This is a genomic window from Nocardia sp. NPDC047038 (genome assembly GCF_040644075.1).
GTDB lineage: Bacteria > Actinomycetota > Actinomycetes > Mycobacteriales > Mycobacteriaceae > Nocardia > Nocardia sichangensis.
Genome location: NZ_JBEYVQ010000001.1, coordinates 905,774 through 930,077, shown reverse-complemented (window position 1 = coordinate 930,077; position 24,304 = coordinate 905,774). Strand labels below are relative to the sequence as shown.

The window sequence follows — 24,304 nt, the reverse complement described above, 5'->3', positions numbered from 1 at the left end:
CCACACACGTGGCCTGCCGACGAGATCTGCGTTGTACTCTGCGGCACAAGGGCTTTCATCATGCCACGGGACGGCATCGGCCACTGCGGGAACGCTGAATTGACAGTTGCCGCCATCCCACGACGCGCCCGGCCGCTCGCAACCCTGGCCCCGCGGCAACCGGCACGGCCTTCGCGCATCCACCCCTGGGCGTGAACTCGCGCAGGACGCGCTTCGGGCGGATAATGACCGATCAGATGCGTCGGCCCGTTTCCGGACAAACCGGGTCGCCACGTAATCCGCCTGCAGGGGGCTGATTCCGGGGGCCTAGGCTGCTTCGATCAGGTCTTGAATCGGCGGTGCACCGCCGAATCTTTCGCGAGCCGCGGATGTCCAACTGGGCGGATAGAATCGTCCGGCCGAGTGCGAGCTGGGCCGATACGGGGAAGTGGGTACTGGATGGAGCACGGTCAGCAGACCGGCGAGTCGGTCGGCACGATGTTGGCGAGTATCGCGTCGGCTCTCCGAGAGGTCAGCGAGAAGCTCGACGCGGTGGCGGCCCGGATCGACGGTGCGCAGACCGTGGTGAGCGAACCGACCGTCGAGGGGCGGTTGGCCGAGCTCGAGGCGTGGGCTTTCCGTGCCGGACAGGACATCTCGAGTCTCGATGCCAGGGTGGAGCGCCTGGAATCCGGTGACGACCCAGCGCAGGAGGACCAGCGAACTGCGCAACGCCCGCTACCCCGGGCAGCCGCGGGACGATCGAACGCGCGCGGACCGCAGCACGGCGGCGCCGAAGCCACTGCGCAGAAGAGCGATTCCCGCGAGCCGGCCGGTGCCACGAACGGTGTGCGCCCGCAGCGCACGCAGCGAGAGCCGGTGCACGCGGCGGTCGAACCGAGTTCTACTGCGCAGACGAGTTTCACACCGCCGCGCGAGCCCACGCCGACCGTGCTCGATACGAACGCCACGTCCGGGCAGAACTTCACCACGCCCCGCGACCCGGCGGCGAGCTTCACCGCCCCGCCGTCCCGTGAGCCGGCTTTCACCACTCCGGTCCAACGGGAGCCCGTATCGCCTTTCACCGCGCCGACACCACGCGACCCGAGCACGGGACAGCAGGAGGCGTTCATCGCCTCGCGCGAACCCGCCACCTCGTACTCCCCCGGTGAGAACGCCGCGTACGAAAGCATCGTCGCGTCCGCCTCGAGCACGACGCACAACGGCTCGGAGAACGGCACAGCCCCCGGCACCCCGGGCGTGGGACTCACCGGAGCGCACCGCGCCGGCGACGACGACCGCACCCCGGTCGAGAACACGCACGTGGACAAGCTGCAAGCCATGCTGGACGAACTCAAGCGCACGGCGGCGGCTCCGCTGGGCCGCTCCGACCTCTTCGGGCCGGCGCCGGGCGAGTCGACGACGAATGGCTATCAGTCCGACCGCACCGACGCGCAGCGCCGACCGGCCGACTACCGGCTATCCAGCCCGCCCCCGATGTCCTGAAGGGCCTTGACGCGGCGCCGCTTCGGCGGAGGCGCCGCCGCGAAGGAACGCAACAGGATCTGCTGGGCGAGATCGCGCAGCCAGCGATGCCCCCCGTCGGCGGTGTTGCGCGGATGCCAGGCCATCCCGATGGCGACTTCGGGCAACGGCAGGGGTATCTCGAACGTGCTCAGTCCGATCGCGGGTAGGGTAGCGGCGCTCAGCAAGGCGGGTGCGGGGCAGACCAGGTCGCTGCCGCGCACCGCGAACAGCGCGCTGGTCAGCGTGGGCACGGTGGCCACCACCCGCCGGGTGCGGCCGTGCAGGGCGAGGCGGTCGTCGATCGGGCCGTGCGAACGGCCGGTGCGCGAAATGCTCAGGTGCGGCGCGGCGGCGTACGCGGCGACGGTGACGCGATCGGTGACCAGCGGATGGTCGGTGGCGGCGACTCCGATCACCCGGTCGGTGAGCACTCTGCGCACAGTGGTCTCCGGGTCGGTGTGGTCGATCACGCCGACCTCCAGGTCGACGCGTCCATCCCGCAACGCCCCGGTGCCCTCGGCGATGTCGGGCAGGAAGCGCAGCGTCACGCCCGGCGCTTGGGCGCGCACCGCGGACAGCAGGGGCCCGGCCAGTTCGGTGAGCACCATGTCGCCCGCCTGTATCGCGAACGTCCGGCGCAGCGCGGCCGGGTCGAGGTCGTCGCGCGGCGTCAGCAGTGCGCGGCCCTGCTCGACCAGCGTGCTGACCTCGTATCGCAATTCCAGTGCGCGCGGCGTCGGCACCAGGTTGCGACCGGCACGCACGAGCAGCGGGTCGCCCAGTACGTCGCGCAATCTGGCCAGCGTCCGGCTCATCGCGGGCGGCGAGGTGTGTAGGCGCTCCGCGGCCAAGGTGACGCTGTTGGTGTCCAGCAGTGCGTCGAGGGCCACGAGGAGATTCATGTCCAGCGCTTCCACCCTTGGATTATCGCCAACGCAAACAGCGGCCCCCGGTATTGCGCGCGCGATAACTCGCGGCGAGTCCGAACCGAGCGGTTCCACCGGACAGTCGGAGGCGGAACCGTCCGTGCTCGAGCGGGCCGCCGCCGCGGGCAGGGCACCGTTGCGAGCATCCGGCTGGCCGGTGAGCTGGGGATACGCCCCGCACAGGCCAGCTGGGCGGCGGCGCGACAGTCCTCATCGAGCGCGCCGGACCCAGAAAGCAGCACCGCAGACCGATCGGCCATCGGACGGCCCGGCACGATTTGCCGCATGACAGCCGCCGGTTCGGCAGTCGATGCAAGTGTGCGCACGCAGTCGCCCACCCCGCGGCCCGGACCGATCGGAGAACTCGCTGACCGAGTGGACCGGCGCCACCCGGGTCCGCCCCGATGTTCTAGTGGCTGACCCGGCCGCTGTCGCCCTCGTACGGAAGCAGCTCAGCCTCGATCGGCACCGCCGGGCGTGCCACCGGCCCTGGCCCCGGCTTGCGACGGTTGGCCAGTCCGCGGTAGGACTCCGGCCTGATCCGGCGGAACACCTGCGCCACGCGCGTGTGCAGCGGCAGGCGGAACTTCAGGTCGGCGAGCATCTCGTCGATGTTCTGGATGGAGAACGGGACGACCGCGGTGCCGTGCGCGTGGTGGCCGTGCGTGCGTTCCTCCATCCAGCGCAGCCGGGCGTCGATCTCCTCGTCGAGTTTCTCGGCGGGCGGCAGGACGAGCCTGCCGTTGAGCAGCGCGGCGGTCCAGTGCGCGGCGACCTCGGCGTTCAGCGTGCTGATCACCGAGGAGTTGTAGCCGGCGAAGGTCAGATTCGGGACCTCCAACGGCAGGATCTGACGGTGCAGGCGGAAATTGCCGTGCTCATCGGTCAGCATGCGCTGGATGTACGGCGTGAGGAACGGCACGCGCTGCTGGAAGCCGGTCGCGCAGATCACGACGTCCGCCTGCAGCACCTGCCCGGTGGACAGCCGGATCCCGGGCGCCGCCTTGGGACCACCACCCATCTCGGTGATCGTGGTGTCCCGGTGCACCGTGATACGTCCGTTGGCGACCTGCTCGTAGAAGCCTTCGCTCACCAGGCTGACGGTGCTCTCGGCGATCTGCTCGAACCGCCCGCCGGGCACCAGACCGAGTTCACGCAGCTGCGAGTGTTTGGTGACCAGTTCCTGGATCAGATCGAAGTTGCTGATCCGTATCGATTCGCCTGGGCCGTCCAGGAACCGGTCCATCCAGCGGGGCCGCAGGTAGTGGAAGTGCGCCTCGCCGAAGCGGGTCAGCATCAGCCGCTCGTAGTCGATCACCCGCGCCAGCTTGCGCGGCATCTTCCAGAACAGCCGCCGGGCCACCACCGAGGTGGACGCCGCGACCTCGCTCACCGCGGTGGCGATGTCACAGGCGGACTTGCCGTAGCCGACCACGACGACCGACTTGCCGCGCACCGACTCCAGATCGGTGAACTCGGAGGAGTGGCACAAGCGCCCGCCCGCGGCGCGGAACCAGTCGGCGCCGCGGTACTCCGGCATCGCGGGTTCGCTGAAAACACCGTTGGCGATGACCAGGTGATCGCACGAGGCGCGATGGACTCCGCTCGAATCGCGAATCTCCAGCAACCAGCCGCTGTCCACCGGATCGGCGGCGACCACCTCGGTGCCCAACCGCAGGTGGTCGGTCAGCCCGAAGTGCTCGGCGTAGGCGGCCAGATAGGCCTGCATGTGCTGCCCGTCGAGGACGCGCGGGTAGTCGGCAGGCATGGGGAAGTCGGAGAAGTGATATGTGTCCTTGGAGTTCTGCGTCTGCAGTCCCGGGTATCGCCGGGTCGCGCTCCACACACCACCGACATCGGGTGCACGGTCGAAAACCTCGACCGGAAAACCCGCCTGTTTCAGCACTTTCGCGCAGGCGAGACCTGCGATACCCGCACCGACGATCCCGATGCGGCTTCCGCTTGTCATGCGCGAGAGATTACGTCGCCAGCGGCGCACAGCAAAGTCGGTCGACCGAATCCGCTCTTCAGCGCACTACGGGCGTACCCACCGGAACCACCGGAAGCTCGAGCAGCCCACGGATCAGAATGCTCTCCCGCCACCGCAGGTCAGCGTCGTCGACGGCGGGCCGCAGCTGCGGATAGCGCCGCACCAGCCGGGTCAGCGCGATGCGGGCCTCCAGCCTGGCCAGCGCCGCTCCGAGGCAGTAGTGGATGCCGTGGCCGAAGGCCAGGTGCCCGTTCGTGCCGCGGTCCGGGTCGAACGCCGCGGGCGAGGCGAAGTGCCGTTCGTCACGGTTGGCCGACGCCACCGAGACCAGCACCAGCTCCCCTTCCGGGATGACGCCGCTCGCCAGGTGGACCGGCGCGGTGGTGTAACGCAGGGTCGCCACGTTGACCGGGCCGTTGTGGCGCAGCGTTTCCTCCACCAGCGGTGTGACGCCCGCCGGGTCGTCGCGCAGGGCCAGGTAGCGGGCGGGATCGGCGAGCAGTTCCAGCACGGAGTTACCGATCAGGTTCACCGTGGTCTCGTGACCCGCGACCAGGATCAGGAAGGCCATGGAGATCAGCTCGTCGTGACTGAGCCGGTCCCCTTCCTCGGTGGCGAGCAGCAGCTGGGAGATCAGATCCTCGCCCAAGCCCTCTGCGCGCCGCCGGACGACCAGGTCGTCGAAGTAGTCGACGATGGCGTCGGTCGCGGCACGGATGCCCTCCGGCGTGGACATGGGCGTGTCGACCACGGCCGCCGACCACTCCCGGAAGCGCGCGCGGTCCTCGACCGGCACGCCGAGCAGTTCGCAGATCACCGTGATCGGCAGCGGGAACGCGTACTCCGCGAGCAGGTCGACCGGACCGGCGCCCGTCGCACGATCGATCGCGTCGAGCAGATCGTCCGCGATCGCCACGATCCGCGGTGCGAGGGCCTCCATCCGCGCGGGCGCGAACGCCGGTGTGACGAGTTTGCGCAGCCGCGAGTGCCGCGGCGGGTCGGAATTGAGCAGATGCAGGCTCAGGCGCGGGTTGACCGCCGTGACGCCGCTGCCACCTGCTGCTGATCGCCGCGCCTCGGCGCCCATCGGAGCGTGCGGGTCCTTGTGGACGTCGGGATGGCGCAGCACCTCCTTGGCAGCGTCGTAGTCGACCACAAGCCAGGCGCGCACACCGGTGCGCAACCGAACCTGATGCACCGGCCCCTCGGCGCGCAACTGCTGGTAGAAGGCATGCGGCGTGCGAAAGAAATCCGCGGGCAGTTCTCTCATCCGATCGGTTCCCCCTGATTCGTGAGTATCGTTGCGGCCCTTCGATGGTGACACCGATCACGGATCTCGGCCAGGCCGCGCGACCGGACCATCCTGTGATCAGCGTTGCCCCTCGTCGCGGCCCGGCCCGGCGCGCGTCGTCGTCAGGGTCCGGCTACCCTGCGCCAATGAGTTCGATCGCGCCCGTCCTGCGGCGTGCCCGGATCGCGAACTCGTTCGCGTTCGGCGCACAGGGCTTCTTCCTCGCCGTCGTGCTGACCGAGTTGCCGCAGCAGAAGGAGCATTTCGGGCTGTCGGACGGCGTGATCGCGGTCTCGGTGGTGCTGATCTCGTTGCTGGCGGGCGGCGGCAGCGTTCTCGCGGAGCGGCTGGCGCTGCGCTGGTCCAGCCGCGCGGCGGTGCGGATCGGGCTGCTACTCGTGGCCGTCACCGGATCGGCGGCGGCGTTCGCGCCGAACACGCCGCTGCTGGTGGCCGCACTCGGCTGCTACGGGATCGCGGTCGGCATCGTCGACGCGAGCACCAACATGCAGGCCGTGTTCATCCAGCACGGCTATGGGACGTTCATCCTGTCGTCGTTCTACGCCGCGTGGAGCGCCGGAACGATAGCCGGGGCATTGTTCGTATCCGGGTGCGAGGCGCTGGAGGTGACGCTGCGCGAATCGCTGCTCGCGGCCGCCGCGATCGTGCTGCTGCTCGGCTGGGCGCTCGGACGAGGACTGCTCGGCGTGCGGGACGCGGAGACGAGTCCCGTCGAGACCGCCGCGTCCGGTCCCACCGTCGCGCTGCGCGCGTATGTCGGGTTCGGGGTCGCGATGGCGTTCGTCTTCGCGGTCGACCTCGCGGTGGGCAACTGGTCGGCTTTGTACCTGACCGACGACCTGCTCGCCGGTTCGGCGACGGCGGCGCTCGCCTTCGCCGCGTATCAAGGCACGTCGTTGGTCTCCCGGATCGCCGGGGATTCGCTGGTGCGCCGTTTCGGTCCGCGCCCTGTGGTGCGGGCCGCCGCGGGCACCGGAGTCCTCGGTCTGGCTCTCGTGGTGGCCGCGCCGAGTCCGGCGGTCGCGATCGCCGGGTTCCTCGTCGCGGGCGCGGGCCTGCCCGTGATCGCGCCGCTGTGCTTCAGCGCGGCCGGGCAACTTGCGACCGGACGGGAGCTCGACGCACTGATCGCGCGTCTCAACCTGTTCAACTACGCGGGGACGCTGCTCGGCGGCGGTGTGGTCGGCGCGATCGCGGCGAGCGTCGGTCACCGCGTGGGATTCGTGATCCCGCTGCTGTTCGCCGTGGCCCTGATCGGGCTCTCCCGCGTCTTCCGCTCCCATCGGGTCGCGAGCGCGCCTCCTACGCGGAAACTGGACCAGCCCACCGAACTCGGGCCTGCCACCGGCTAGTGCGACCAGCGGTGCACAACTGGACCTCACCTGCTGCCAGGCGCGCGACGAGGTGAGCGCCCTGAGCCGCGCCGCTGACGCGTTGTCGATATGCTCTGATGTAGCCATGAGCAACCTCTCCGTCGTCGTCGACCGCGCCGGGCTGTGGGACGCGGAAGCGCTCAGTGATGTTGCCGCCGCGACTTTTCCACTGGCGTGCCCGCCCGAGGCGACGCCCGACGACATCGCGGTGTTCGTCGGCGAGGTCCTGTCGGGCGAACGGTTCGGCGAATATCTGAGCGATCCGGCCCGGATCGTGCTCAAGGCTGTCGCGGACGACGACATCGTCGGTTACGCGATGCTGGTCACGGGCGGCCCAGCGGACCCTGCGGTGGCCGAGCCGGTCGGGCCGCACCCGATGGTGGAGCTCAGCAAGTTGTACGTGCTGCCCGGCCGGCACGGCACCGGGGTGTCCACCGCGCTGATGAACGCCGCGCTGGACTGGGCGCGCGCCGAGGGATATCCGGGCGTCTGGCTTGGCGTCAACCAGGAGAACGTCCGCGCTCGGCGCTTCTACGCCAAACACGGTTTCACCGAGGCCGGCACCAGGACGTTCACCGTCGGCGCCCAGGTGCATCACGACTACGTGCTGCGGCTGGTCTTCTGATCCCGCCTCAGCGCAGGAAATCGACGAGTGCGGTGTGGAACGCGGGGTTCAGCACCGCCATCAGGTGATCGCCGGGCACCACGGCCAGTTCACCGTTCGGCAGCGCGGCGGCGAGTCGCTCCGGTTCGGCGGCGAAGGGGTCGTCCTCGCCCGCCAGCACCAGCGCGGGCACGGTGATATCCGCCAGCGTCTCGATGGGACGATCGTCCAGACCCGTCGCCACGGCGTGGATGGCTTGCACGTCGGCCTGTACCGCGTCGGCGAGCACCCGGAACATCTTCGCGGTCGGCGACGCGTCCGCGCCGTCTCCGGTCATCGCGGCCTGCAGATCCGGCAGGTCGATCACGCGGCGATCGACGCCACCGCAGTCCAGCACACCCGACCCGATGCCGCCGACGGCCAGCCGCCGCACCCGCCGGTCGGTCGCGGCCACCATCAGCGAGATCACCCCGCCCATCGAGTACCCGACCTGCGCGACCTCCTCGAATTCGAGCTCGTCGTAGAGGGCGCGTACGTCACGCGCCATCGCCTGCCACGAGTACCGCGCCGCGTCGTGCGGCTTGCCGGAACGGCCGTGACCACGCGCGTCCAGGGACACCACGGTGTGCCCGGCGGACTGCAGTGCGGCGACCACACCGGTGCTCATCCAGTTCGCGTTGGTATCCGCGACCACTCCGTGCTGCAGCACGACCGGGATGCCCTCGCCCTCCCACACCCGGTAATTGAGTTCCAGGCCGTCCCATGTCTCAAACTTCGCCATGCCGGGATCGTAGTGCACGGCACGCCACCGAAACTGCCGAAGCGGACGTATCGGGCCGGGTGCCGCGCTCAGCCCAGCAGTCGGTCCCGCAAGGCCGCGATATCGTCGCCGGTGAGTCCCAGGCCGTCCCGGACATAGGCGTCGAAACTTCCGTAGGTTCGATCCACCTGGTCGAAGGCGGCGTCGAGCCAGGATCCCTGAACGCCGTTGAGCGGGTCGTTCTCGCTCGCGTTGCGGAATCGGTTGGACAGCAGATAGTCCTCGGTGACCGTGGCACGATCGACGCCGAGCAGCGTGAGCAGCACGGCCGCCGTCCAGCCGGTGCGGTCCTTGCCCGCGGTGCAGTGGAACAACACCGCGCCGTCGGCGCCGATGAGGTCGCGCAGCACCGAAGCGAACGCCTCGTTCGCGCCGGGCGCGGTGATGAACGCGCGATACAGGCCGTCGCCTCCGGTGAGCGTGGTGGCGATGACCTCCGGCGGAGCCTGGCCGATCACGTCGGCCCAGTGCGCCGTCGCGCCCGCGGGCAGCCGGTCCGGACCGAGCGCGCGCTCGTAGACCGTGCGCAGGTCGTGCACGGAACGCACGCGGCGGCCGGTCAGCGCGGCCAGATCCTCCGGCGTCGCGCTGTTCAGCTGCCCGGTCCGATACACCAGACCGGTGCGCACGATCCGGCCGTCGGTGGTGCGATACCCGCCGATGTCCCGCGCGTTCCGCACCCCTTGCAGGTGCAGGGAGGGATCGGCGACGACGACCGCAGGCGGGTCGGCCTGCGCGATGATGGCTACCGGCCCGAAGGCGACCGCCAGGCCGGCCGCCATCGCGACCGGGGCGCGGAAACGAGTGGCCATTCGGCTGCTCCAATCATCGGGTCTGTGGGGTCTGCCCACGTTCTCTCGCCGGCCGCCGAGGCCGGGCAGACAGCGCTAGGCCGCGACCTCGAACCGCGACAGCGCGAGCAAGCGGGAGATGGCGCGCAGGTACTTCTTGCGGTAGCCGCCCTCCAGCATCTCGGCGGAGAAGATCTCGTCCAGTTTCGCGCCAGAGACCGTCACCGGCACGCTCGCGTCGTAGAGCCGGTCGGCCAGCACCACGATGCGCAGCGCCACGGCCTGATCGGTGACCGGATGCACGCCGGAGACGAACACCGACGACACCCCGGAGATCAGCGCGCCGTACTTCGACGGATGCAAGGTGCTGAGGTGCTTCAGCAGCGCGTCGAACTCGTCGAGCGTGGAATGCGGTGTGCTCGCCGCCCGTTCGGCCAGGACCGCGGCGGCGGTGGGCTCCGGCGCGGGAGGCAGATCGCGGTGGCGGTAGTCCGGCCCGTCCACGCGCACCGCCTCGAAGATGGCGCCCAGCTTCTTGATCTCGCGCATGAAATCCTGTGCGGCGAAACGGCCTTCGCCGAGCTGCCCCGGCAAGGTGTTCGACGTGGCCGCGATCGAGACACCGGCCGCGGACAGTTCGGTCAGCAGGCGCGAGACCAGCATCGTGTCGCCGGGATCGTCGAGTTCGAATTCATCGATGCACAGCACGCTGTTGCCCGAGAGCCGCTCGAGGGCATTGGCGAAGCCGAGCGCGCCGACCAGGTTGGTCAGCTCGCCGAACGTACCGAACGACTTGGGCGCGGGCGAGCTGTGGAAGATCGAGGCCAGCAGGTGGGTCTTGCCGACGCCGAATCCGCCGTCCAGATACAGGCCGGCGCCGCTGACCTGCTTCTTCTTACCGAAGAAGCTCTTCTTGCCCGCGGCCTTGCTGATCTTGGCGACCTGCCCGGCGAACTCCTCGGCCTTGCCGACCGCGGCCGCCTGGCTCGGTTCCTTCGGATCGGGAATGTAGGAGGCGAAGCTCACCTCGTCGAACATGGGCGGCGGCACCATTTGGGCGACGAGCTGATCGGCCGGGACCTCCGGGTGACGATCGACGAGGCGTTCTTGCATGGACGAAGCCTAAAGACGTGGTGAGATCTGATTTCATGCAGCGTAGCCAGAATGCGATCCAGCTCACAGCACTCGGCCCGGACGACCTCGCGCAGATGTACGCCTTCCCCGCCGCGCTCGACGCGCCTTGGGTCCGCGCCAATTTCGTCTCCAGCATCGACGGCGCCGCCACCAGCGGCAACCTGACCGAAGGGCTGGGCACCCCGGCCGACCGAACGGTGTTCATGTTGCTGCGCGAACTGGCGGAGGTGATCGTCGTCGGCGCGGGCACGGCGCGCGCGGAGAACTACGGCGGGGCGCGCACCGACCCGGCGCGCCGCCGCGCGTTCCACGAGCGCGGCATCGGCGGGCATCCCGACGGCGCGCCGCCGCCGATCGCGGTCGTCACGGCGAGCGCGGCGATCGACCCCGGCGCGCGCCTGCTCACCGATACCCAGGTGCCGCCGCTGATCATCACGACGACCACCGCGCCCGCCGACCGCAAGCAGCGGCTGGCGGACGCGGGCGCCGAGGTGATCGAAGCGGGTGGCATCGCGGTGACGCCCAGCGGCTTGCTGCGGGTGCTCGCCGAGCGCGGCCTGCTGCGGGTACTCACCGAAGGCGGCCCGCATCTGTTCGGCGAACTGCTGGAGGCGGATGTGGTCGACGAGCTGTGCCTGACCACCGCGCCGCTGCTGGTCGGCGGCGCGGCGCGGCGAATCTCGCTGTCGGCGCACGAATTCCGCGTCCGCATGACGCGCGCGCACGTGTTGCTGGACGACGACGGCACCATGCTCACCCGGTGGGCCCGTCGATGAAAGAACCGTCCGAACCTGGCAGGCTGTAGCAATGCGCTGGACTCGGGCCGCCGTGCTTGCCGCCACCCTCTCGATCGTGACCGCCGGTTGCGGCGCGGGACCGTCGGATCGTCCCGGTGTCGCGGTGCAGCGCCCGCCGGTCGCCGGCACCGCGACCACCTCCGCCGCGCCCGCTCCGCTGCCCAAGGCCGAGCTGCCCAGAACCGACCTCAGCTGGCGCGAGTGCACCCAGCCGACCTTGGATCAGTTCGGACTCGGCCCCGCGCCCGCCGGGTTGGTGCTCGACTGCGCCGAGTACGCCACCCCGATCGACTCGACGGGCACGGTGCTGGGCAGTTTCCGCGCGGCCGCGTTGCGGGCCAGGCTGGCGCAGACCCCGGCCGACGCGCCGCCGCTGGTGCTCACCTCGGGCTCGGATCGCTCCTCCTCCGCCACCCTGGCCGGGTTGGCCGCTGGCCCCGCCTCCGTGCTGCTGGCCGCCCGCCCGATCGTCGCGGTGGACCGGCGCGGCATCGGCGGCTCGCAGCCGATCGATTGCCTGCCCACGGAGATCCGCCGTGGCCTGGCCGACAACGCCCAGTCCGGTCCCGGCGCGGGCGACCCGGTGGCCCGCATGACGAAGTTGAGCCAGGACGGCACCATCGCCTGCCGCGACTTCCTGCAGCCGTACGAAGGCACCTTCGACGCGCCGCACGCCGCCGACGACATCGAGCAGTTGCGCAGGCAATGGCAGGTGGACCACATCGCGCTGCTGGGCACGGGCAACGGCGCGAAGGTCGCGCTCAGCTACGCCCGCAAGTACGGCGATCACGTCGCCCGGCTGGTGCTCGACTCCCCGGAACCGGTCGGCACCGATGCCGTGACCCGCGCCGAACAGGCCGTGCAGGGCGCCGAGGCGGCGCTGACGGCCTTCGCGCAGCGCTGCGTCGGCGTCGGCTGCTCACTCGGGGCCGATCCGCGCGCCGCGGTCACCGATCTGGTGAATCGTGCCGCGGGCGGCGAACTCGGCGACATCTCGGCGAACGCGTTGCTGACCGCGGTGTCGGGCTTCCTCGGCAGCCCGCGCGCCGACCAGGCCGCTCGGGTCACCGAGCTGTCCGACACGCTGGCCGCGGCCGGACGCGGCGATCGCGGGCCACTGAGCAACCTGATCAGGCAGGAGGCCGCGGCCACCGCGAGCGACGGCCAGTTCGTCAACCGCTGCACCGACACACAGCTGCCGCCGACGCCGGCCAAGGCGAACGAACTCGCGGGCACATGGGCGGGCAAGTATCCGGTTTTCGGCAAGGCGGCGGCCATCGGCCTGATGGAGTGCGCTGCCTGGCCGGTGTCGACCGCGCCGCCGCTGCCCGAAAAGCTGGGTATTCCGGTGTTCGTGCTGGGCGGGGTAGCCGATCCGGTGGTCGGTAACGGCGGTCAGTCCTCGGTGACCGGCGCGATAGGTTCGGCGGGCGCCCGGCACGCGGCGCTGTCCTGGCAGGGCTTCGGGCATCCGGTGTCCACGCATTCCGGCTGCGCGCAGCGGGCGGTGCTCGACTATCTGAAGGACGGCAAACTTCCCGCAGATGGCACCGCCTGCCCGGCGTAGCCCGGGCGTGCGGAGCCGTTCGAGCGGCGCGTCCGACAGGTCCGGCCAACCGCCGGTAACCCATCCGGTGTACCGTGCCCCAGTGTTCCTTCGACAGCTCGAGCCCAGGACCGCTCGCACCACCGCCGAGGTGATCAAGTTCGCACTCTGGCCCCTGGCGGTCATGACCGTGCTGAACCGGGTTTTCATCAAGGCTGTCAACGGCTTCATCACCGACGACTACCGGCCTGTCTACCAGGCGTCGTTCGACTTCCTGAACGGGCGGCCGGTCTACACCGCGAATTTCGACTCGGTGGACCCGCACTACCTGTATCCGCCCAGCGGCACCCTGCTGATCGCGCCGATCGCCGCCATCGACTACGAGAAGTCGCGCTGGCTGTTCATCGCCCTCAACGCGATCGCGATTCTCATCGCCTGGTACCTGTTGCTGCGGCTGTTCCGGTACACCCTGCATTCGGTCGCCGCGCCCGCGCTGCTGCTGGCGATGTTCTCCTCCGAGACCGTGATCAACACGCTGGTGTTCACCAACGTCAACGGCTGCGTGCTGCTGGCGGAGCTGATCTTCATCCACCTGCTGCTGAAGCGGCGCGACCTCTGGGCGGGCGCCGCGCTCGGATTGAGTATCGCGGTCAAACCGACACTGGCTCCGTTGCTTTTGATCGCGCTCGTGCGCGGGCAGTGGAAAGTCTTCGTGACGGCCCTCGGCGTGCCGCTCGCGCTCACCGCGATCGCCTGGCCGCTGGTGAAGGACCCGGAGAAGTTCATCACCCGCACCGCGCCCTACCTCTTCGAATCCCGCGACTACTTCAACAGCGCCATCGTCGGCAACGGCGAGTACTACGGACTGCCGCCGTGGCTGACCTGGGGCATGCGCGTGGCGCTCGGCGTGCTCGTGCTGATCTCGCTGTGGCTGCTGTACCGCTACTACCGCGAGGACGAACTGTTCTTCGTCTGCACCTCCTCCGGCGTGCTGCTGACGGCCTCGTTCCTGCTCAGCTCGCTGGGGCAGATGTACTACTCGATGATGCTGTTCCCCTTCCTGATGACCGTCGTGCTGCGCAACTCGGTGCTGCGCAACTGGCCGGCCTGGCTGGCGATCTTCGGGTTCATGAGCTACGACAAGTGGCTATCGGACCGCTGGCAGCACATCGGCCGCAACCTGGAGTACCTGCGCATCACCTTCGGCTGGGGCCTGCTGCTCATCGTCGTGTTCTGCGTGCTCGGCGACCGCTATCTGGCCGCGCGGCGGGAAGGCAGGCTGCCGTTCGGCATCGATCCCGCGTGGATGAGTTCCGCCCCGGACCCGCGCGGCGAACAGCCGCAGCCGCCGGTCGCCGCGGCTCTCCCGGCGGAAACCCACAGGCCACAAAACGGTTCGACGCCCGCGGAGCAGAATCGTATTAGCGTGGAGCCATGAGTTCCGAAGCCGACACGTCCCTGCCCGCGCCGCGCATCCAGCTCTCGCCGCAGGAATGGCGGTCGAAGCTGAACCCCGAGGAGTACTCGGTGCTGCGCGAGGCGGCTACCGAGCGGCCGTTCACCGGCGAGTACACCGACACCAAAACCGAAGGCGTCTACGTGTGCCGGGCCTGCGGCACCGAACTGTTCCGCAGCACCGAGAAGTTCGACTCGCACTGCGGCTGGCCGTCCTTCTTCGATCCGGCCGCGTCCGACGCGGTGATTCTCCGGTCGGACGACTCGCTCGGCATGCATCGGGTCGAAGTGCTGTGCGCGAATTGCCACAGCCACCTCGGCCACGTGTTCGAGGGCGAGGGGTACAACACGCCCACCGACAAGCGTTACTGCATCAACTCCATCGCCCTGCGACTGCACCCCTCGGACAGCGCAGCGGAGTAACCAGCCCGACGCTCACGGGCAGCGTACGAAGCCCCGGCGCTCGGCGCATGCCCCGAAAACTTCGGGCAAGCGTTTGCCTGCACCGGGGCAGGGCGCGTCAGGGCAGAGCGGCGATCAGCTGCTCGATCTCCACGCGGGGGCCGGTGAAGAACGGGATCTCTTCGCGCACGTGCCGCCGGGCGTCGGTGGCCCGCAGGTCACGCATCAGATCGACGATCCGGTGCAATTCGGGCGCCTCGAAGGCCAGGATCCACTCGTAGTCGCCGAGCGCGAACGAACTGACGGTGTTCGCCCGCACGTCCGGGTAGCCACGCGCGGCCTTGCCGTGTTCGGCCAGCATCCGGCGGCGCTCCTCGTCGGGCAGCAGGTACCACTCGTAGGACCGGACGAACGGGTACACGCAGATGTAGGCGCCCGCCTCCTCGCCGGCCAGGAAGGCCGGGATGTGGCTCTTGTTGAACTCGGCGGGGCGGTGCAGCGCCGCGTTGCTCCAGACCGGCGCGCTGGCCCGTCCCAGCTCGGTGGTGCGGCGGAAATCGGCGTACGCGGCTTGCAGGTCCTCGACGCGTTCGGCGTGGGTCCAGATCATGAAATCGGCGTCGGCGCGCATCCCGGCCACGTCGTAGATGCCGCGGACCACGACGTCGCGGTCGGCCAGACCGTCGAAGAACGCCTTGGCCTCCTTGGTCGCCGCGTCCCGGTCCTCGCCCAGCACTCCCGGCTGCACCTGGAAGACCGAGAACATCAGGTAGCGGATGGTGGAGTTGAGAGCCTGATAGTCGAGTCGCGCCATAGCACTATCGTGCCACTCGCTCGGGAGCGCCCGCGTCGCCGGGCGTGAACTGCTCGATGTGCACGCGGGCGTCGGGGATACCGAGGGCGCGCAACTGGCGTTGCATCTCGCCCAGGAACCCGGATGGACCGCAGACGTATATGTCGGCGTCCTCGGGCACGTTCAGCACCGAGAGATCGGCCCGGCCGTTCCGGGCGCCGGGAGTCGGTTCCTCGTACCAGATCTCGACCTCGGCTTGTTCGAGCCGGGCAGTGAGTCCCAGCAGCCGATCGCGCAGCGGATGGGTGCGCGGCGCACGGTCGGCGTGCACGACCAGCGTGCGACGGCCCGGGTCGTGGGCGGCGAGATAGTCCAGAACGCCGATCGTCGGGGTCACACCGATGCCGGCGGAAATCAGCACCAGCGGTGTCTCCGACGCGGTATCGAGGACGACGTCACCGAACGGAAGGGTGATCTGCAGTGGGTCACCCGGGCGCAACTGCTCGTGCAGCCAGGAGGACACCTCACCCGCCGGGCAGCCGGCGGCCGCCTCGACCCGCTTGACGGCGAACGACAGCGCGCCGTCGTGCGGCTTGCCCACCAGGCTGTACTGCCGCAACTGGCGCGCACCGTCGGGAAGCCGGACACCGACCGAAACATACTGTCCCGGAATGAACCCCGGTAGCTGCGCAGCCGGGTGGGCGGACTCGACGGTGAAGACCGCGACGCCCGAGGGGTCGTCGTCGCGAGCCACGACACGGACGTCCCGGAACACGTCGCCGGAATCCACGCCAGCCTCGGCGTAGAGCCCCTTCTCTTGATCCATCAATGTGTCGGCCATCATCCAGTAGACCCGATCCCATGCCGCCGCGACCGCGTCGCCGACCACATCGGCGCCGAGCACTTCCACGATGGCCGCGAACAGATTTTCGTGCACGATCCGGTACTGCTCCGGAGTCACCCCGAGTGAGGCGTGCTTGTGCGCGATCCGCGACAACATGGTGGCCGGGTGCGGCAGCGCGGGGTCGACCAGGTACGTGGCGAAGGTGGCTATGGAGACGGCCAGCGCCCGCTGCTGACTACCCTGTGCCTGATTGCCCCGGTTGAACGTGTCGCGCAGCAGCCGGGGGTGGGCGTCGAACATCGTGCGGTAGAACACGGCCGTGATGCGGTCGATGTTTGCCGCCACCAGCGGTAGGGTCGCGCGGACGACCTCGGCGTGCCGCGGTTCGAGTTCCGGTTCGGCACGGACGACGCTGTCGAGGTTCATGAAACTTCCTTCATCTCAGGGGTGACACTCGCCGTGGAGCGGACGAGTAAATGCAGCAACCCGGTTGTCGACGAGGTGACCAAATCCTCTATCGAATAACGGTCGAGTTCGGTATAGAAAGCCTTCTTCGCGTCGGCGAGAATTCGACGCAATCGGCACCCGCCGAGTAACGGACACGGATTCGGTTCCCCGCACTCCACCACGTCGCGGTTGTCTTCCAATTCCCGGACGAGCTCACCCACCGACGCGGCGCGACCTGCCTCGGTGATGAACAATCCGCCGGATCGTCCGCGGTGCGCCTCGACGAGGCCCAGGTCGGCCAGCCGCGAAACCGCCTTGGCCACATGCTTTTCGGACGCGCCGACCTGTCGCGCGATGAGTTTGGTGGTGACCCGGGACTTCTTCTCGTCCTCCACCGCGAGCCGCATGATGGTGCGCAAACCGATATCGGTGAAGTGCGAGAGCTGCATGGCGCTCACGGTACCGGCGAATTCCACCGATTCCGCATTCCGACGGGGTGTCTTTAATTACGCCGATCGGTGCGCATTTCGAGTGCGCCGCACATTGTCCGACAGGCCGGAAAAGTGCCGCATAATTGTGGTCACAGGAAAGCGCGTGCGCGGTGCCGCGACGAATCTCGCCGGTACGGGCACGCCCGGCGAACGGTCAACGTACGGTGCCCGCACCGATCTCCGCCGCGATGCGCTGTGCGGCGGCCGCGCCGGAGGCGACGCACGCGGGCACACCGACGCCGTGCAGGTACGCGCCCGCCACCGCCAGCCCGTCCAGCGCCGCGACCTCGGCTTCGACGGCCGCGATGCGGGCCGGATGGCCGGGCGCGTACTGGGCGAGGCCACCCGGCCACCGCTGTACGACGGCCTCGACCGGCTCGATCGCGACCCCGGTGACGGTAGCCAGGTCCGCGGTGGCGGCGGCGACGAGTTCGGCGTCGGGCCAGGACAGCGGGGAGTCGTCGCCGAACTTGCCGAAAGAGACGCGGACGAGCGCGGTTTCACGTTGTGCGAGATGTGTCCATTTGCGGCTGGACAGGGTGAAGGCTTTGGCCCGCAGCGGCTCTCCGGTGGCCACCAGGATGCCGGAGTTCTGTGGCAGGGCGGTCTCGCGGGGCAGCGCCAGCGCGACCACCGCCGACGAGGAGAGTTCGACACCGGCCAGTTCCGCGGCGGCGACCGGGGCGACGGCGGCCAGCAGTCGCGCGGTCACCGGCGCCGGAGTGGCGAGCACCACCGCGTCGACGGCGCCGATCGGGTCGACCACCCAACCGCGCAGCCCTCTGGCCAGACGCGTGCCCGGCGTCGTGGTGACGAACCGCGCCCCGGAACGTTCGGCGAGCGCCTCGAGCAGCACCCGGTAGCCGTCCCGGATGCCACCGAAGACCGGCGCGTTCGAGGGCGGCGGCAGCGCGGCGCCGACGGCGGCGGTGAGACTGGGCGCGCCGTCGTCCAGCGCGGCAGCGAGCGTGGGCAGCGCGGCGCGGACACCGATGGAGCGGGAGCTGCCCGCGTACACGCCGCCGAGCAGCGGATCCACGCTGCGCTCGGCGACCTGCGCGCCGAAGCGGTCGGCGACCAGTCGGTAGACGTCGGTGTCGGAGCCGGGCTCCCAGTCCAGCGGCCGGTCGGGTTCGGCGGCGATGCGTGCCAGTGTCTCGGCGTCGACCAGCCCGCGCATCGACTCCGCGGTCGCCGGGACACCCATCAAGGTGCCCTCCGGCAGCGGGTGCGCGGTGCCGGCGGACCACACCAACGGCCGCAGACCCGCCGGGGTCACCAACTGCGACTCGAGCCCGAGTTCCCGCAGCAGCGCGGGTACCTCCGGCCGTCGCCCGACGAACGCCTCCGCGCCGAGATCCAGTGGCTCCCCGCCCAGTTCGCCCGTGTAGAGGATGCCGCCGATCCGTTCGGCGCGATCGAGCACGAGTACGTCGGCATCCGGCCCGAGCGACATCCGCAACCGATACGCGGCCACCAGCCCGCTGATCCCACCGCCGACCACCGCGATACGCATCCCTCGACCGTATCGCGTACCGCGACGGCGGCCGTTCAACGGTAGGCGCCCGGATGACTCGGAACACACTGCGTCCACGATGTCCGCGGCGATGACGGATACGTCGGCCGGACTCGACTCGGCCGATGGGAGCATGAACCGCCTCGGCCGCTCGCGGATGGATGCCGGGCGTCGGCGCGTGGTACGCGGGTCGACCTGGCGGCCGGGTACGCCGACACGGGCGCCGCGACCACAGCGGGCGGATCCTGACTCAGCGCTCGACGCAGCCGCCGCACTCGCTGCCGTGGCGGCCTACCCGCGTTCGCCCGCGCTACAGCTCGTGGACGAGTTCCACCAAGGCGGTCAGCACGCCCGGATCGGTGTCCGGAAGCACCCCGTGGCCCAGGTTGAAGATGTGCCCGGCGGCGCCGAGCGTGATCGCTTCGTCCGCTTCGCGCGCGATCCGCCGGGCCTGCTCCTCGATCGCTTCCGGTCCGGCGAACAGTACGGCGGGATCGAGGTTGCCCTGCAACGCTTTTCCGGGCCCGACGCGGCGGACGGCCTCGGTGAGCGGCACCCGCCAATCGACGCCGACCACGTCGGCGCCCGCCTCGCTCATGGCGCCGAGCAGCTCTCCGGTCCCCACACCGAAGTGGATGCGCGGCACGCCCGCCTCGGCGATCTCGGCGAACACCCGCTCCGAATGCGGGAGCACGAAATTGCGGTAGTCGGCCAGCGAGAGGGCGCCCGCCCAGGAGTCGAACAATTGCACCGCGTCGACGCCCGCTGCCAACTGCGCCTGCAGGAACGCGATGGTGATGTCGGTGAGCACGCCCAGCAGCTCGTGCCAGGTCTGCGGATCGGCGTACATCATCGCCTTGGTGCGCTCGTGGTTCTTGCTCGGACCGCCCTCGACCAGGTAGGAGGCGAGGGTGAACGGCGCGCCCGCGAACCCGATCAGCGGCGTCTCCCCCAGCGCGTCGACCAGCAGGCGCACGCCGTCGGTCACCGCCCCGACCTCCTCGGGGCGCAGCCGGGGCAGACCGCGCACGTCGCCGACCGTCCGCACCGGCGCGGCGACCACCGGCCCCACGCCCGGCACGATGTCCAGGTCGATCCCCGCCGCTTTCAGCGGAACGACGATGTCGGAGAACAGGATCGCGGCGTCGACGCCGTGCCTGCGAATCGGCTGCAAGGTGATCTCGCACACCAGCTCGGGATCGAAGCAGGATTCGAGCATCCCGATGCCCGCCCGCACCTCGCGGTACTCGGGCAGCGAGCGTCCGGCCTGGCGCATGAACCACACCGGACGCCTGCTGGGCGTCGCGCCGGTAGCGGCGGCCAGGAACGGGGCATCGGTCAACCGGCGGCGGGTATGAGTGCTCATCACGGCTATCGTATGCGGGCCCGGCGGGAGGGGCGGACGCGGAGGCGGCAGCGATGACCGCACGGACGCCGCATGGCCCGTAGCGGCGCGCCTCCGACTGCGCCGGGTGCACAAGGTCTACCGTCAGCATTCGTGACACCGCTCGACTTCCGCGACGGCGCCGCACCGACCGAAGGACCTCATGGCGAGCCAGCTCAGTTTCGCGCCGCGGTCGAGGCGATGGGCACCGCTACCGTGCACCCTCGGATCGAGCTCGCGCCCATCCGGCCCCCGCAACGACTCGCACCGTTCTCCTACGCCATCGGCGCGGAGGTCGCTCATCCGGAAACCCCTGTCGTACCGGCCGATTCCGAAGGCGACGCGTTCGGCAGGCTGATCCTGCTGCACGATCCGGACGGCGACGACACCTGGCACGGCACCTTGCGTCTGGTCGCCTACATCCAGGCCGACATCGACGCCGCGCTCGCCACCGATCCTCTGCTGCCCGAGGTGGCGTGGAGCTGGCTGGTGGACGCGCTGGAGTCGCGCACCGAGCCGTTCACCGCGCTCGGCGGCACGGTGACCTCGACCAGCTCGGTGCGCTACGGAGACATCGCCGGTCCGCCGCGCGCCCATCAGCTGGAGATACGCGCGTCGTGGACGCCGGTCACCACCGACATGCGCCCGCATCTGGAGGCGTTCTGCGAGGTACTGGCCTACGCGGCGGGGTTGCCGCCGGCCGGGGTGACCCAGCTGCAGATCCGGCCCGGCCTGTCCGGCGATCACCCCTGAGCACGCCCGTCGGCGTGCCGTGACCTGCGCCGGAGCCCCTCGTTCTGTGTGCGGGGCACATCGCGCCCGATTCGCCGACACACTTATGCGCCGATAGGACGGCGGCGCCGTGGCGTCGGCACGTAAAGTTCAACACCATGTCCGTACCAGACGAATCCGAACCCTCGGCCGCGACGCCGCTGCTCGCGCCGGTGGAGGGCGTGCCACCGGTACTGGACACCGCCGCCGAGATCAGCGCAGCCGCCGCCCGGCTGGTCGCGGGCACCGGCCCGCTGGCCGTGGACGCCGAGCGCGCCTCCGGGTTCCGCTATTCGGCGCGCGCGTATCTGATCCAGCTGCGCCGTGCGGGCGCGGGCACGTTCCTCATCGACCCGATCCCGGTCACCGAAGCCCTCGGCCCGCTGGCCGACGCGATCAACGGGCTGGAGTGGGTCCTGCACTCCGCGGACCAGGATCTTCCCGGCCTGGCCGAACTGGGTTTGCGCCCGGCCCGGCTGTTCGACACCGAACTCGGCGGACGTCTGGCTGGTTTCGAGCGCGTCGGGCTCGCCGCGATGGTGGAGCGGCTGTTGGGCCACGCGCTGCGCAAGGGGCACGGGGCGGCCGACTGGTCCACCCGGCCGCTGCCCGCCGACTGGCTGAACTACGCCGCCCTGGACGTGGAACTGCTGCTCGAACTGCGCGACGCCGTGGCCGACGCACTCGATGCGCAGGGCAAAACGGATTGGGCGATACAGGAATTCGAGCACATTCGCACCTTGGACCCGCCCGCGCCGAAGGCCGAGCGGTGGCGGCGTACCTCGGGCATCCACACCCTGCGGCGCACCAGGCAACTGGCGGTGGTGCGCGAGCTGTGGACCGCGCGAGACGCGCTGGCCCGTGCCCGCGACGTGGCGCCCGCCCGCATCCTCCCGGACGCCGCGATCATCGCCGCGGCGGCCGCGGAACCCAGGTCCATCGCGCAGTTGCGCACCTTGCCGGTGTTCGGCGGTCCGCGCCAGCGCCGGTACTCCCGCGAATGGCTCGCCGCGATCGAGCGCGGCCGTACGTTGCCCGACAGCGACCTCCCGCCGCTCACCCAGCCGTTCGACGGCCCGCCGCCGGTCAACCGCTGGGAGCGCCGCGACCCGGCCGCGGCGGCGCGCCTGACCCGGGCACGAGCCGCCATGGCCGACCTGTCGGCGCAGCACGCGATCCCGGTGGAGAACCTGCTCGCGCCGGATCTGGTTCGCCGCCTGTGCTGGGACGGACTGCCCGACTACGAGGCGGTGGACCCCTCCGCCGTCGACGGATTCCTGAAGTCCGGCGGCGCCCGGCCGTGGCAGCGGGAACTCGACGTCCCGCGACTTGCCGCGGCGTTGCCGCCGTCGGACTAGCGCCCGCGCCGTCGGCTCGCCCGTGGCTGCGGCGTCAGCGAGCGGCCAGCCACCCGCTGATCCGGCGGGCGATGTCCGGGCCGGTGAGGCCGAGTTCGGCGTGGACCTCACCGCGCGAGGCATGGTCCAGGAACTGTTGCGGCACACCGAGATCGCGGGTCGGGATGTCCAGCCCGGAGTTGCGCAGCCGGGCCGACACCGTGGAACCGATGCCGCCGTGCAGGCCACCGTCTTCCAGCGTGACCACGAGCCGGTAGTTCTCCGCGAGTTTCAGCAGCGCGTCGGAGACCGGCAGCACCCAGCGCGGGTCGATGACGGTGACCGAGACGCCTTCGGAATCCAGCAGATTCGCCGCCTCCAGCGCCGTGCTCGCGAACGAGCCCACCGCGACGAGCAGCACGTCGCCGTGCACCGCTTGCACCGATCCGCCGTCCGGCTCGGCCATCCGCAGCACGTCGATGCCGTCCAGCCGTTCCACCGCCGAGATATCCTCGGCGACACTGCCTTTCGGGAAACGCAGCGCGGTCGGTCCGTCGTTGACGGCCAGCGCCTCGGCCAGTTCCTCCCGCAGCGTCGCGGCGTCGCGCGGCGCGGCGACCCGGATGCCGGGGATGATCCCGAGGACCGACAGATCCCACATGCCATTGTGGCTGGCGCCGTCGGAGCCGGTGATGCCCGCGCGGTCCAGTACCACGGTGACCGGCTGCTTCAGCAGCGCCACGTCCATCAGCAGCTGGTCGAAGGCGCGATTGAGGAAGGTCGAGTAGATCGCCACCACCGGGTGCATGCCGCCGAGCGCGAGGCCCGCGGCGGAGGCCATGGCGTGCTGCTCGGCGATGCCGACGTCGAACATCCGGTCCGGGAAGCGCTCCCCGAACGCCGCCAGTCCGGTCGGGCCCGGCATCGCCGCGGTGATGGCGACGATGTCGGCGCGGCGCTCGGCGTGCGCGATCAACTCCTCGGAGAACACCGAGGTCCATCCGCGCGCCTTCGGACCACCGACCGGGACGCCGGTGAGCGGGTCGATGGGATCGCAGGCATGCATCTGGTCGGCGACATGGTTCTCGGCGGGCGCGTAGCCGCGGCCCTTCTGCGTCACCGCGTGCACCACGACGGGGCCGCCGAAGTCCTTGGCCCGGCGCAGCGCGGCCTCGAGCGCGACGACGTCGTGGCCGTCCACCGGCCCGACGTACTTCAGGCCGAGGTCGCTGAACAGTTCCTGAGGGCTGACCGCGTCCTTGATGCCCGCCTTCACCGCGTGCACCATCGAGTACGCCGATTCGCCCACCCTGGGGATGCTCTTGAGGATGCGCTTGCCCGCGTCCAGGGCGTGCTCGTAGGCGGGCTGGGTGCGCAGCGCGGTCAGCCGCTCGGCCAGACCGCCGATGGTGGGCGCGTAGGAGCGGCCGTTGTCGTTCACCACGACGACCACCGGACGGTCGGATGCGGCGATGTTGTTCAGCGCCTCCCAGCACATGCCGCCGGTGAGCGCGCCGTCGCCGACGATCGCGACCACGTGCCGGTCCTGCCCGCTCAGCGCGAACGCCTTCGCCAGGCCATCCGCGTAGGACAGCGCCGCCGAGGCGTGTGAGGACTCCACCCAGTCGTGCGCGCTCTCGGCCCGGCTCGGGTAGCCGGACAGGCCGCCCTGTTTGCGCAGCGAGTCGAACTGGTCTTTGCGCCCGGTCAGGATCTTGTGCACATAGGCCTGGTGGCCGGTGTCGAAGATCAACGGGTCGGCCGGCGAGTCGAAGATCCGGTGCAGGGCGATGGTGAGTTCGACCACACCGAGGTTCGGGCCGAGGTGCCCGCCGGTCGCGGCGACTTTGCGCACCAGGAACTCGCGGACCTCCTCCGCCAGCTCGCGCACCTGCGGCACGGTCAGCCGGCGCAGATCATCGGGCGTGTCGACCCGGGAAAGCACTCCCACCTGAACTAGCTCCCTCCGGATAGCGCATCTGATCCGATCAGTCTACGGAGCGGCGGCCGGTGCTCCCGCACGAGAACGGTCACACCAACCGACATGGCGTCGAAATGTGAGCCT

21 protein-coding genes are annotated in these 24,304 nt (G+C 70.1%); 9 read left to right on the top strand and 12 right to left on the bottom strand.

Annotated features, from left to right (window positions below; translation table 11 throughout):
• Positions 1-438 precede the first annotated feature (438 nt).
• On the top strand, positions 439-1,485 hold the full coding sequence (locus ABZ824_RS04525) for a hypothetical protein (RefSeq protein ID WP_356961609.1): 1,047 nt from the start codon (positions 439-441) through the stop codon (positions 1,483-1,485).
• On the opposite strand, the gene ABZ824_RS04520 is transcribed toward ABZ824_RS04525, so the two are convergent.
• The 3 genes from ABZ824_RS04520 to ABZ824_RS04510 form a co-directional block, all read right to left on the bottom strand.
• The gene (locus tag ABZ824_RS04520) at positions 1,452-2,414 is read right to left on the bottom strand and encodes a LysR family transcriptional regulator (RefSeq protein WP_356962454.1); all 963 of its coding nucleotides are present in this window, start codon (positions 2,412-2,414) and stop codon (positions 1,452-1,454) included. The two genes, ABZ824_RS04525 and ABZ824_RS04520, sit on opposite strands and share 34 nt — an antisense overlap.
• A gap of 427 nt (positions 2,415-2,841) precedes the next feature.
• Complete coding sequence (locus tag ABZ824_RS04515) at positions 2,842-4,401, bottom strand: NAD(P)/FAD-dependent oxidoreductase (protein ID WP_356961608.1); 1,560 nt, start codon at positions 4,399-4,401, stop codon at positions 2,842-2,844.
• A 58-nt stretch (positions 4,402-4,459) separates the two neighbouring features.
• Complete coding sequence (locus tag ABZ824_RS04510; protein WP_356961606.1) at positions 4,460-5,692, bottom strand: cytochrome P450; 1,233 nt, start codon at positions 5,690-5,692, stop codon at positions 4,460-4,462.
• A gap of 167 nt (positions 5,693-5,859) precedes the next feature.
• Here ABZ824_RS04510 and ABZ824_RS04505 point away from each other — a divergent pair, with 167 nt between their 5' ends.
• Both ABZ824_RS04505 and ABZ824_RS04500 read left to right on the top strand, forming a co-directional pair.
• Positions 5,860-7,086 carry an MFS transporter gene (locus tag ABZ824_RS04505; protein ID WP_356961604.1) on the top strand — a complete coding sequence of 409 codons (1,227 nt, stop codon included), beginning with the start codon at positions 5,860-5,862 and terminating at the stop codon, positions 7,084-7,086.
• 106 nt (positions 7,087-7,192) lie between these two features.
• Complete coding sequence (locus ABZ824_RS04500) at positions 7,193-7,732, top strand: GNAT family N-acetyltransferase (RefSeq protein WP_355070416.1); 540 nt, start codon at positions 7,193-7,195, stop codon at positions 7,730-7,732.
• A gap of 7 nt (positions 7,733-7,739) precedes the next feature.
• Here the strand turns inward: ABZ824_RS04500 and ABZ824_RS04495 are convergent, their stop codons facing one another.
• The 3 genes from ABZ824_RS04495 to zapE form a co-directional block, all read right to left on the bottom strand.
• Positions 7,740-8,492 carry an alpha/beta hydrolase gene (locus ABZ824_RS04495; RefSeq protein WP_355070414.1) on the bottom strand — a complete coding sequence of 251 codons (753 nt, stop codon included), beginning with the start codon at positions 8,490-8,492 and terminating at the stop codon, positions 7,740-7,742.
• Between the two features lie 68 nt (positions 8,493-8,560).
• Positions 8,561-9,343, bottom strand: coding sequence for a tyrosine-protein phosphatase (locus tag ABZ824_RS04490; RefSeq protein WP_356961602.1), 783 nt, complete (start codon positions 9,341-9,343; stop codon positions 8,561-8,563).
• 75 nt (positions 9,344-9,418) lie between these two features.
• Positions 9,419-10,435 carry a cell division protein ZapE gene (gene zapE / locus ABZ824_RS04485; protein ID WP_356961600.1) on the bottom strand — a complete coding sequence of 339 codons (1,017 nt, stop codon included), beginning with the start codon at positions 10,433-10,435 and terminating at the stop codon, positions 9,419-9,421.
• 17 nt (positions 10,436-10,452) lie between these two features.
• Between zapE and ABZ824_RS04480 the strand changes: the two genes are divergently transcribed.
• The 4 genes from ABZ824_RS04480 (at position 10,453) to msrB (ending at position 14,677) form a co-directional block, all read left to right on the top strand.
• Positions 10,453-11,232 (top strand): pyrimidine reductase family protein, encoded by a 780-nt coding sequence (locus ABZ824_RS04480; protein WP_355070408.1) that lies wholly within the window; start codon positions 10,453-10,455, stop codon positions 11,230-11,232.
• A gap of 31 nt (positions 11,233-11,263) precedes the next feature.
• On the top strand, positions 11,264-12,820 hold the full coding sequence (locus ABZ824_RS04475) for an alpha/beta hydrolase (protein WP_356961598.1): 1,557 nt from the start codon (positions 11,264-11,266) through the stop codon (positions 12,818-12,820).
• An 82-nt stretch (positions 12,821-12,902) separates the two neighbouring features.
• Positions 12,903-14,237 carry a glycosyltransferase family 87 protein gene (locus ABZ824_RS04470; protein ID WP_356961596.1) on the top strand — a complete coding sequence of 445 codons (1,335 nt, stop codon included), beginning with the start codon at positions 12,903-12,905 and terminating at the stop codon, positions 14,235-14,237.
• A complete protein-coding gene (msrB, locus tag ABZ824_RS04465) occupies positions 14,234-14,677 on the top strand; it encodes a peptide-methionine (R)-S-oxide reductase MsrB (RefSeq protein ID WP_356961594.1) in 444 nt (147 codons plus the stop codon). Before ABZ824_RS04470 ends, msrB begins: the two co-directional genes overlap by 4 nt.
• Before the next feature lie 97 nt (positions 14,678-14,774).
• Here msrB and hemQ read toward each other — a convergent pair whose 3' ends face one another.
• The 5 genes from hemQ to hemE form a co-directional block, all read right to left on the bottom strand.
• The gene (gene hemQ, locus ABZ824_RS04460; RefSeq protein ID WP_355070401.1) at positions 14,775-15,470 is read right to left on the bottom strand and encodes a hydrogen peroxide-dependent heme synthase; all 696 of its coding nucleotides are present in this window, start codon (positions 15,468-15,470) and stop codon (positions 14,775-14,777) included.
• 4 nt (positions 15,471-15,474) lie between these two features.
• Complete coding sequence (locus ABZ824_RS04455) at positions 15,475-16,719, bottom strand: globin domain-containing protein (RefSeq protein WP_356961592.1); 1,245 nt, start codon at positions 16,717-16,719, stop codon at positions 15,475-15,477.
• Positions 16,716-17,189 (bottom strand): Rrf2 family transcriptional regulator, encoded by a 474-nt coding sequence (locus ABZ824_RS04450; RefSeq protein WP_356961591.1) that lies wholly within the window; start codon positions 17,187-17,189, stop codon positions 16,716-16,718. Before ABZ824_RS04450 ends, ABZ824_RS04455 begins: the two co-directional genes overlap by 4 nt.
• A gap of 196 nt (positions 17,190-17,385) precedes the next feature.
• On the bottom strand, positions 17,386-18,747 hold the full coding sequence (locus ABZ824_RS04445; protein WP_356961589.1) for a protoporphyrinogen oxidase: 1,362 nt from the start codon (positions 18,745-18,747) through the stop codon (positions 17,386-17,388).
• A gap of 310 nt (positions 18,748-19,057) precedes the next feature.
• Positions 19,058-20,122 (bottom strand): uroporphyrinogen decarboxylase, encoded by a 1,065-nt coding sequence (gene hemE, locus ABZ824_RS04440; protein WP_355071032.1) that lies wholly within the window; start codon positions 20,120-20,122, stop codon positions 19,058-19,060.
• Between the two features lie 123 nt (positions 20,123-20,245).
• On the opposite strand from hemE, the gene ABZ824_RS04435 reads away from it, so the two are divergent.
• Entirely contained in the window at positions 20,246-20,884 is a 639-nt protein-coding gene (locus ABZ824_RS04435) for a DUF3000 domain-containing protein (protein ID WP_084823786.1), read from the top strand.
• A 137-nt stretch (positions 20,885-21,021) separates the two neighbouring features.
• Positions 21,022-22,260, top strand: coding sequence for an HRDC domain-containing protein (locus ABZ824_RS04430; protein ID WP_355070395.1), 1,239 nt, complete (start codon positions 21,022-21,024; stop codon positions 22,258-22,260).
• Positions 22,261-22,294: 34 nt separating this feature from the next.
• On the opposite strand, the gene dxs is transcribed toward ABZ824_RS04430, so the two are convergent.
• The gene (gene dxs, locus ABZ824_RS04425) at positions 22,295-24,190 is read right to left on the bottom strand and encodes a 1-deoxy-D-xylulose-5-phosphate synthase (protein WP_356961587.1); all 1,896 of its coding nucleotides are present in this window, start codon (positions 24,188-24,190) and stop codon (positions 22,295-22,297) included.
• Positions 24,191-24,304: the final 114 nt, after the last annotated feature.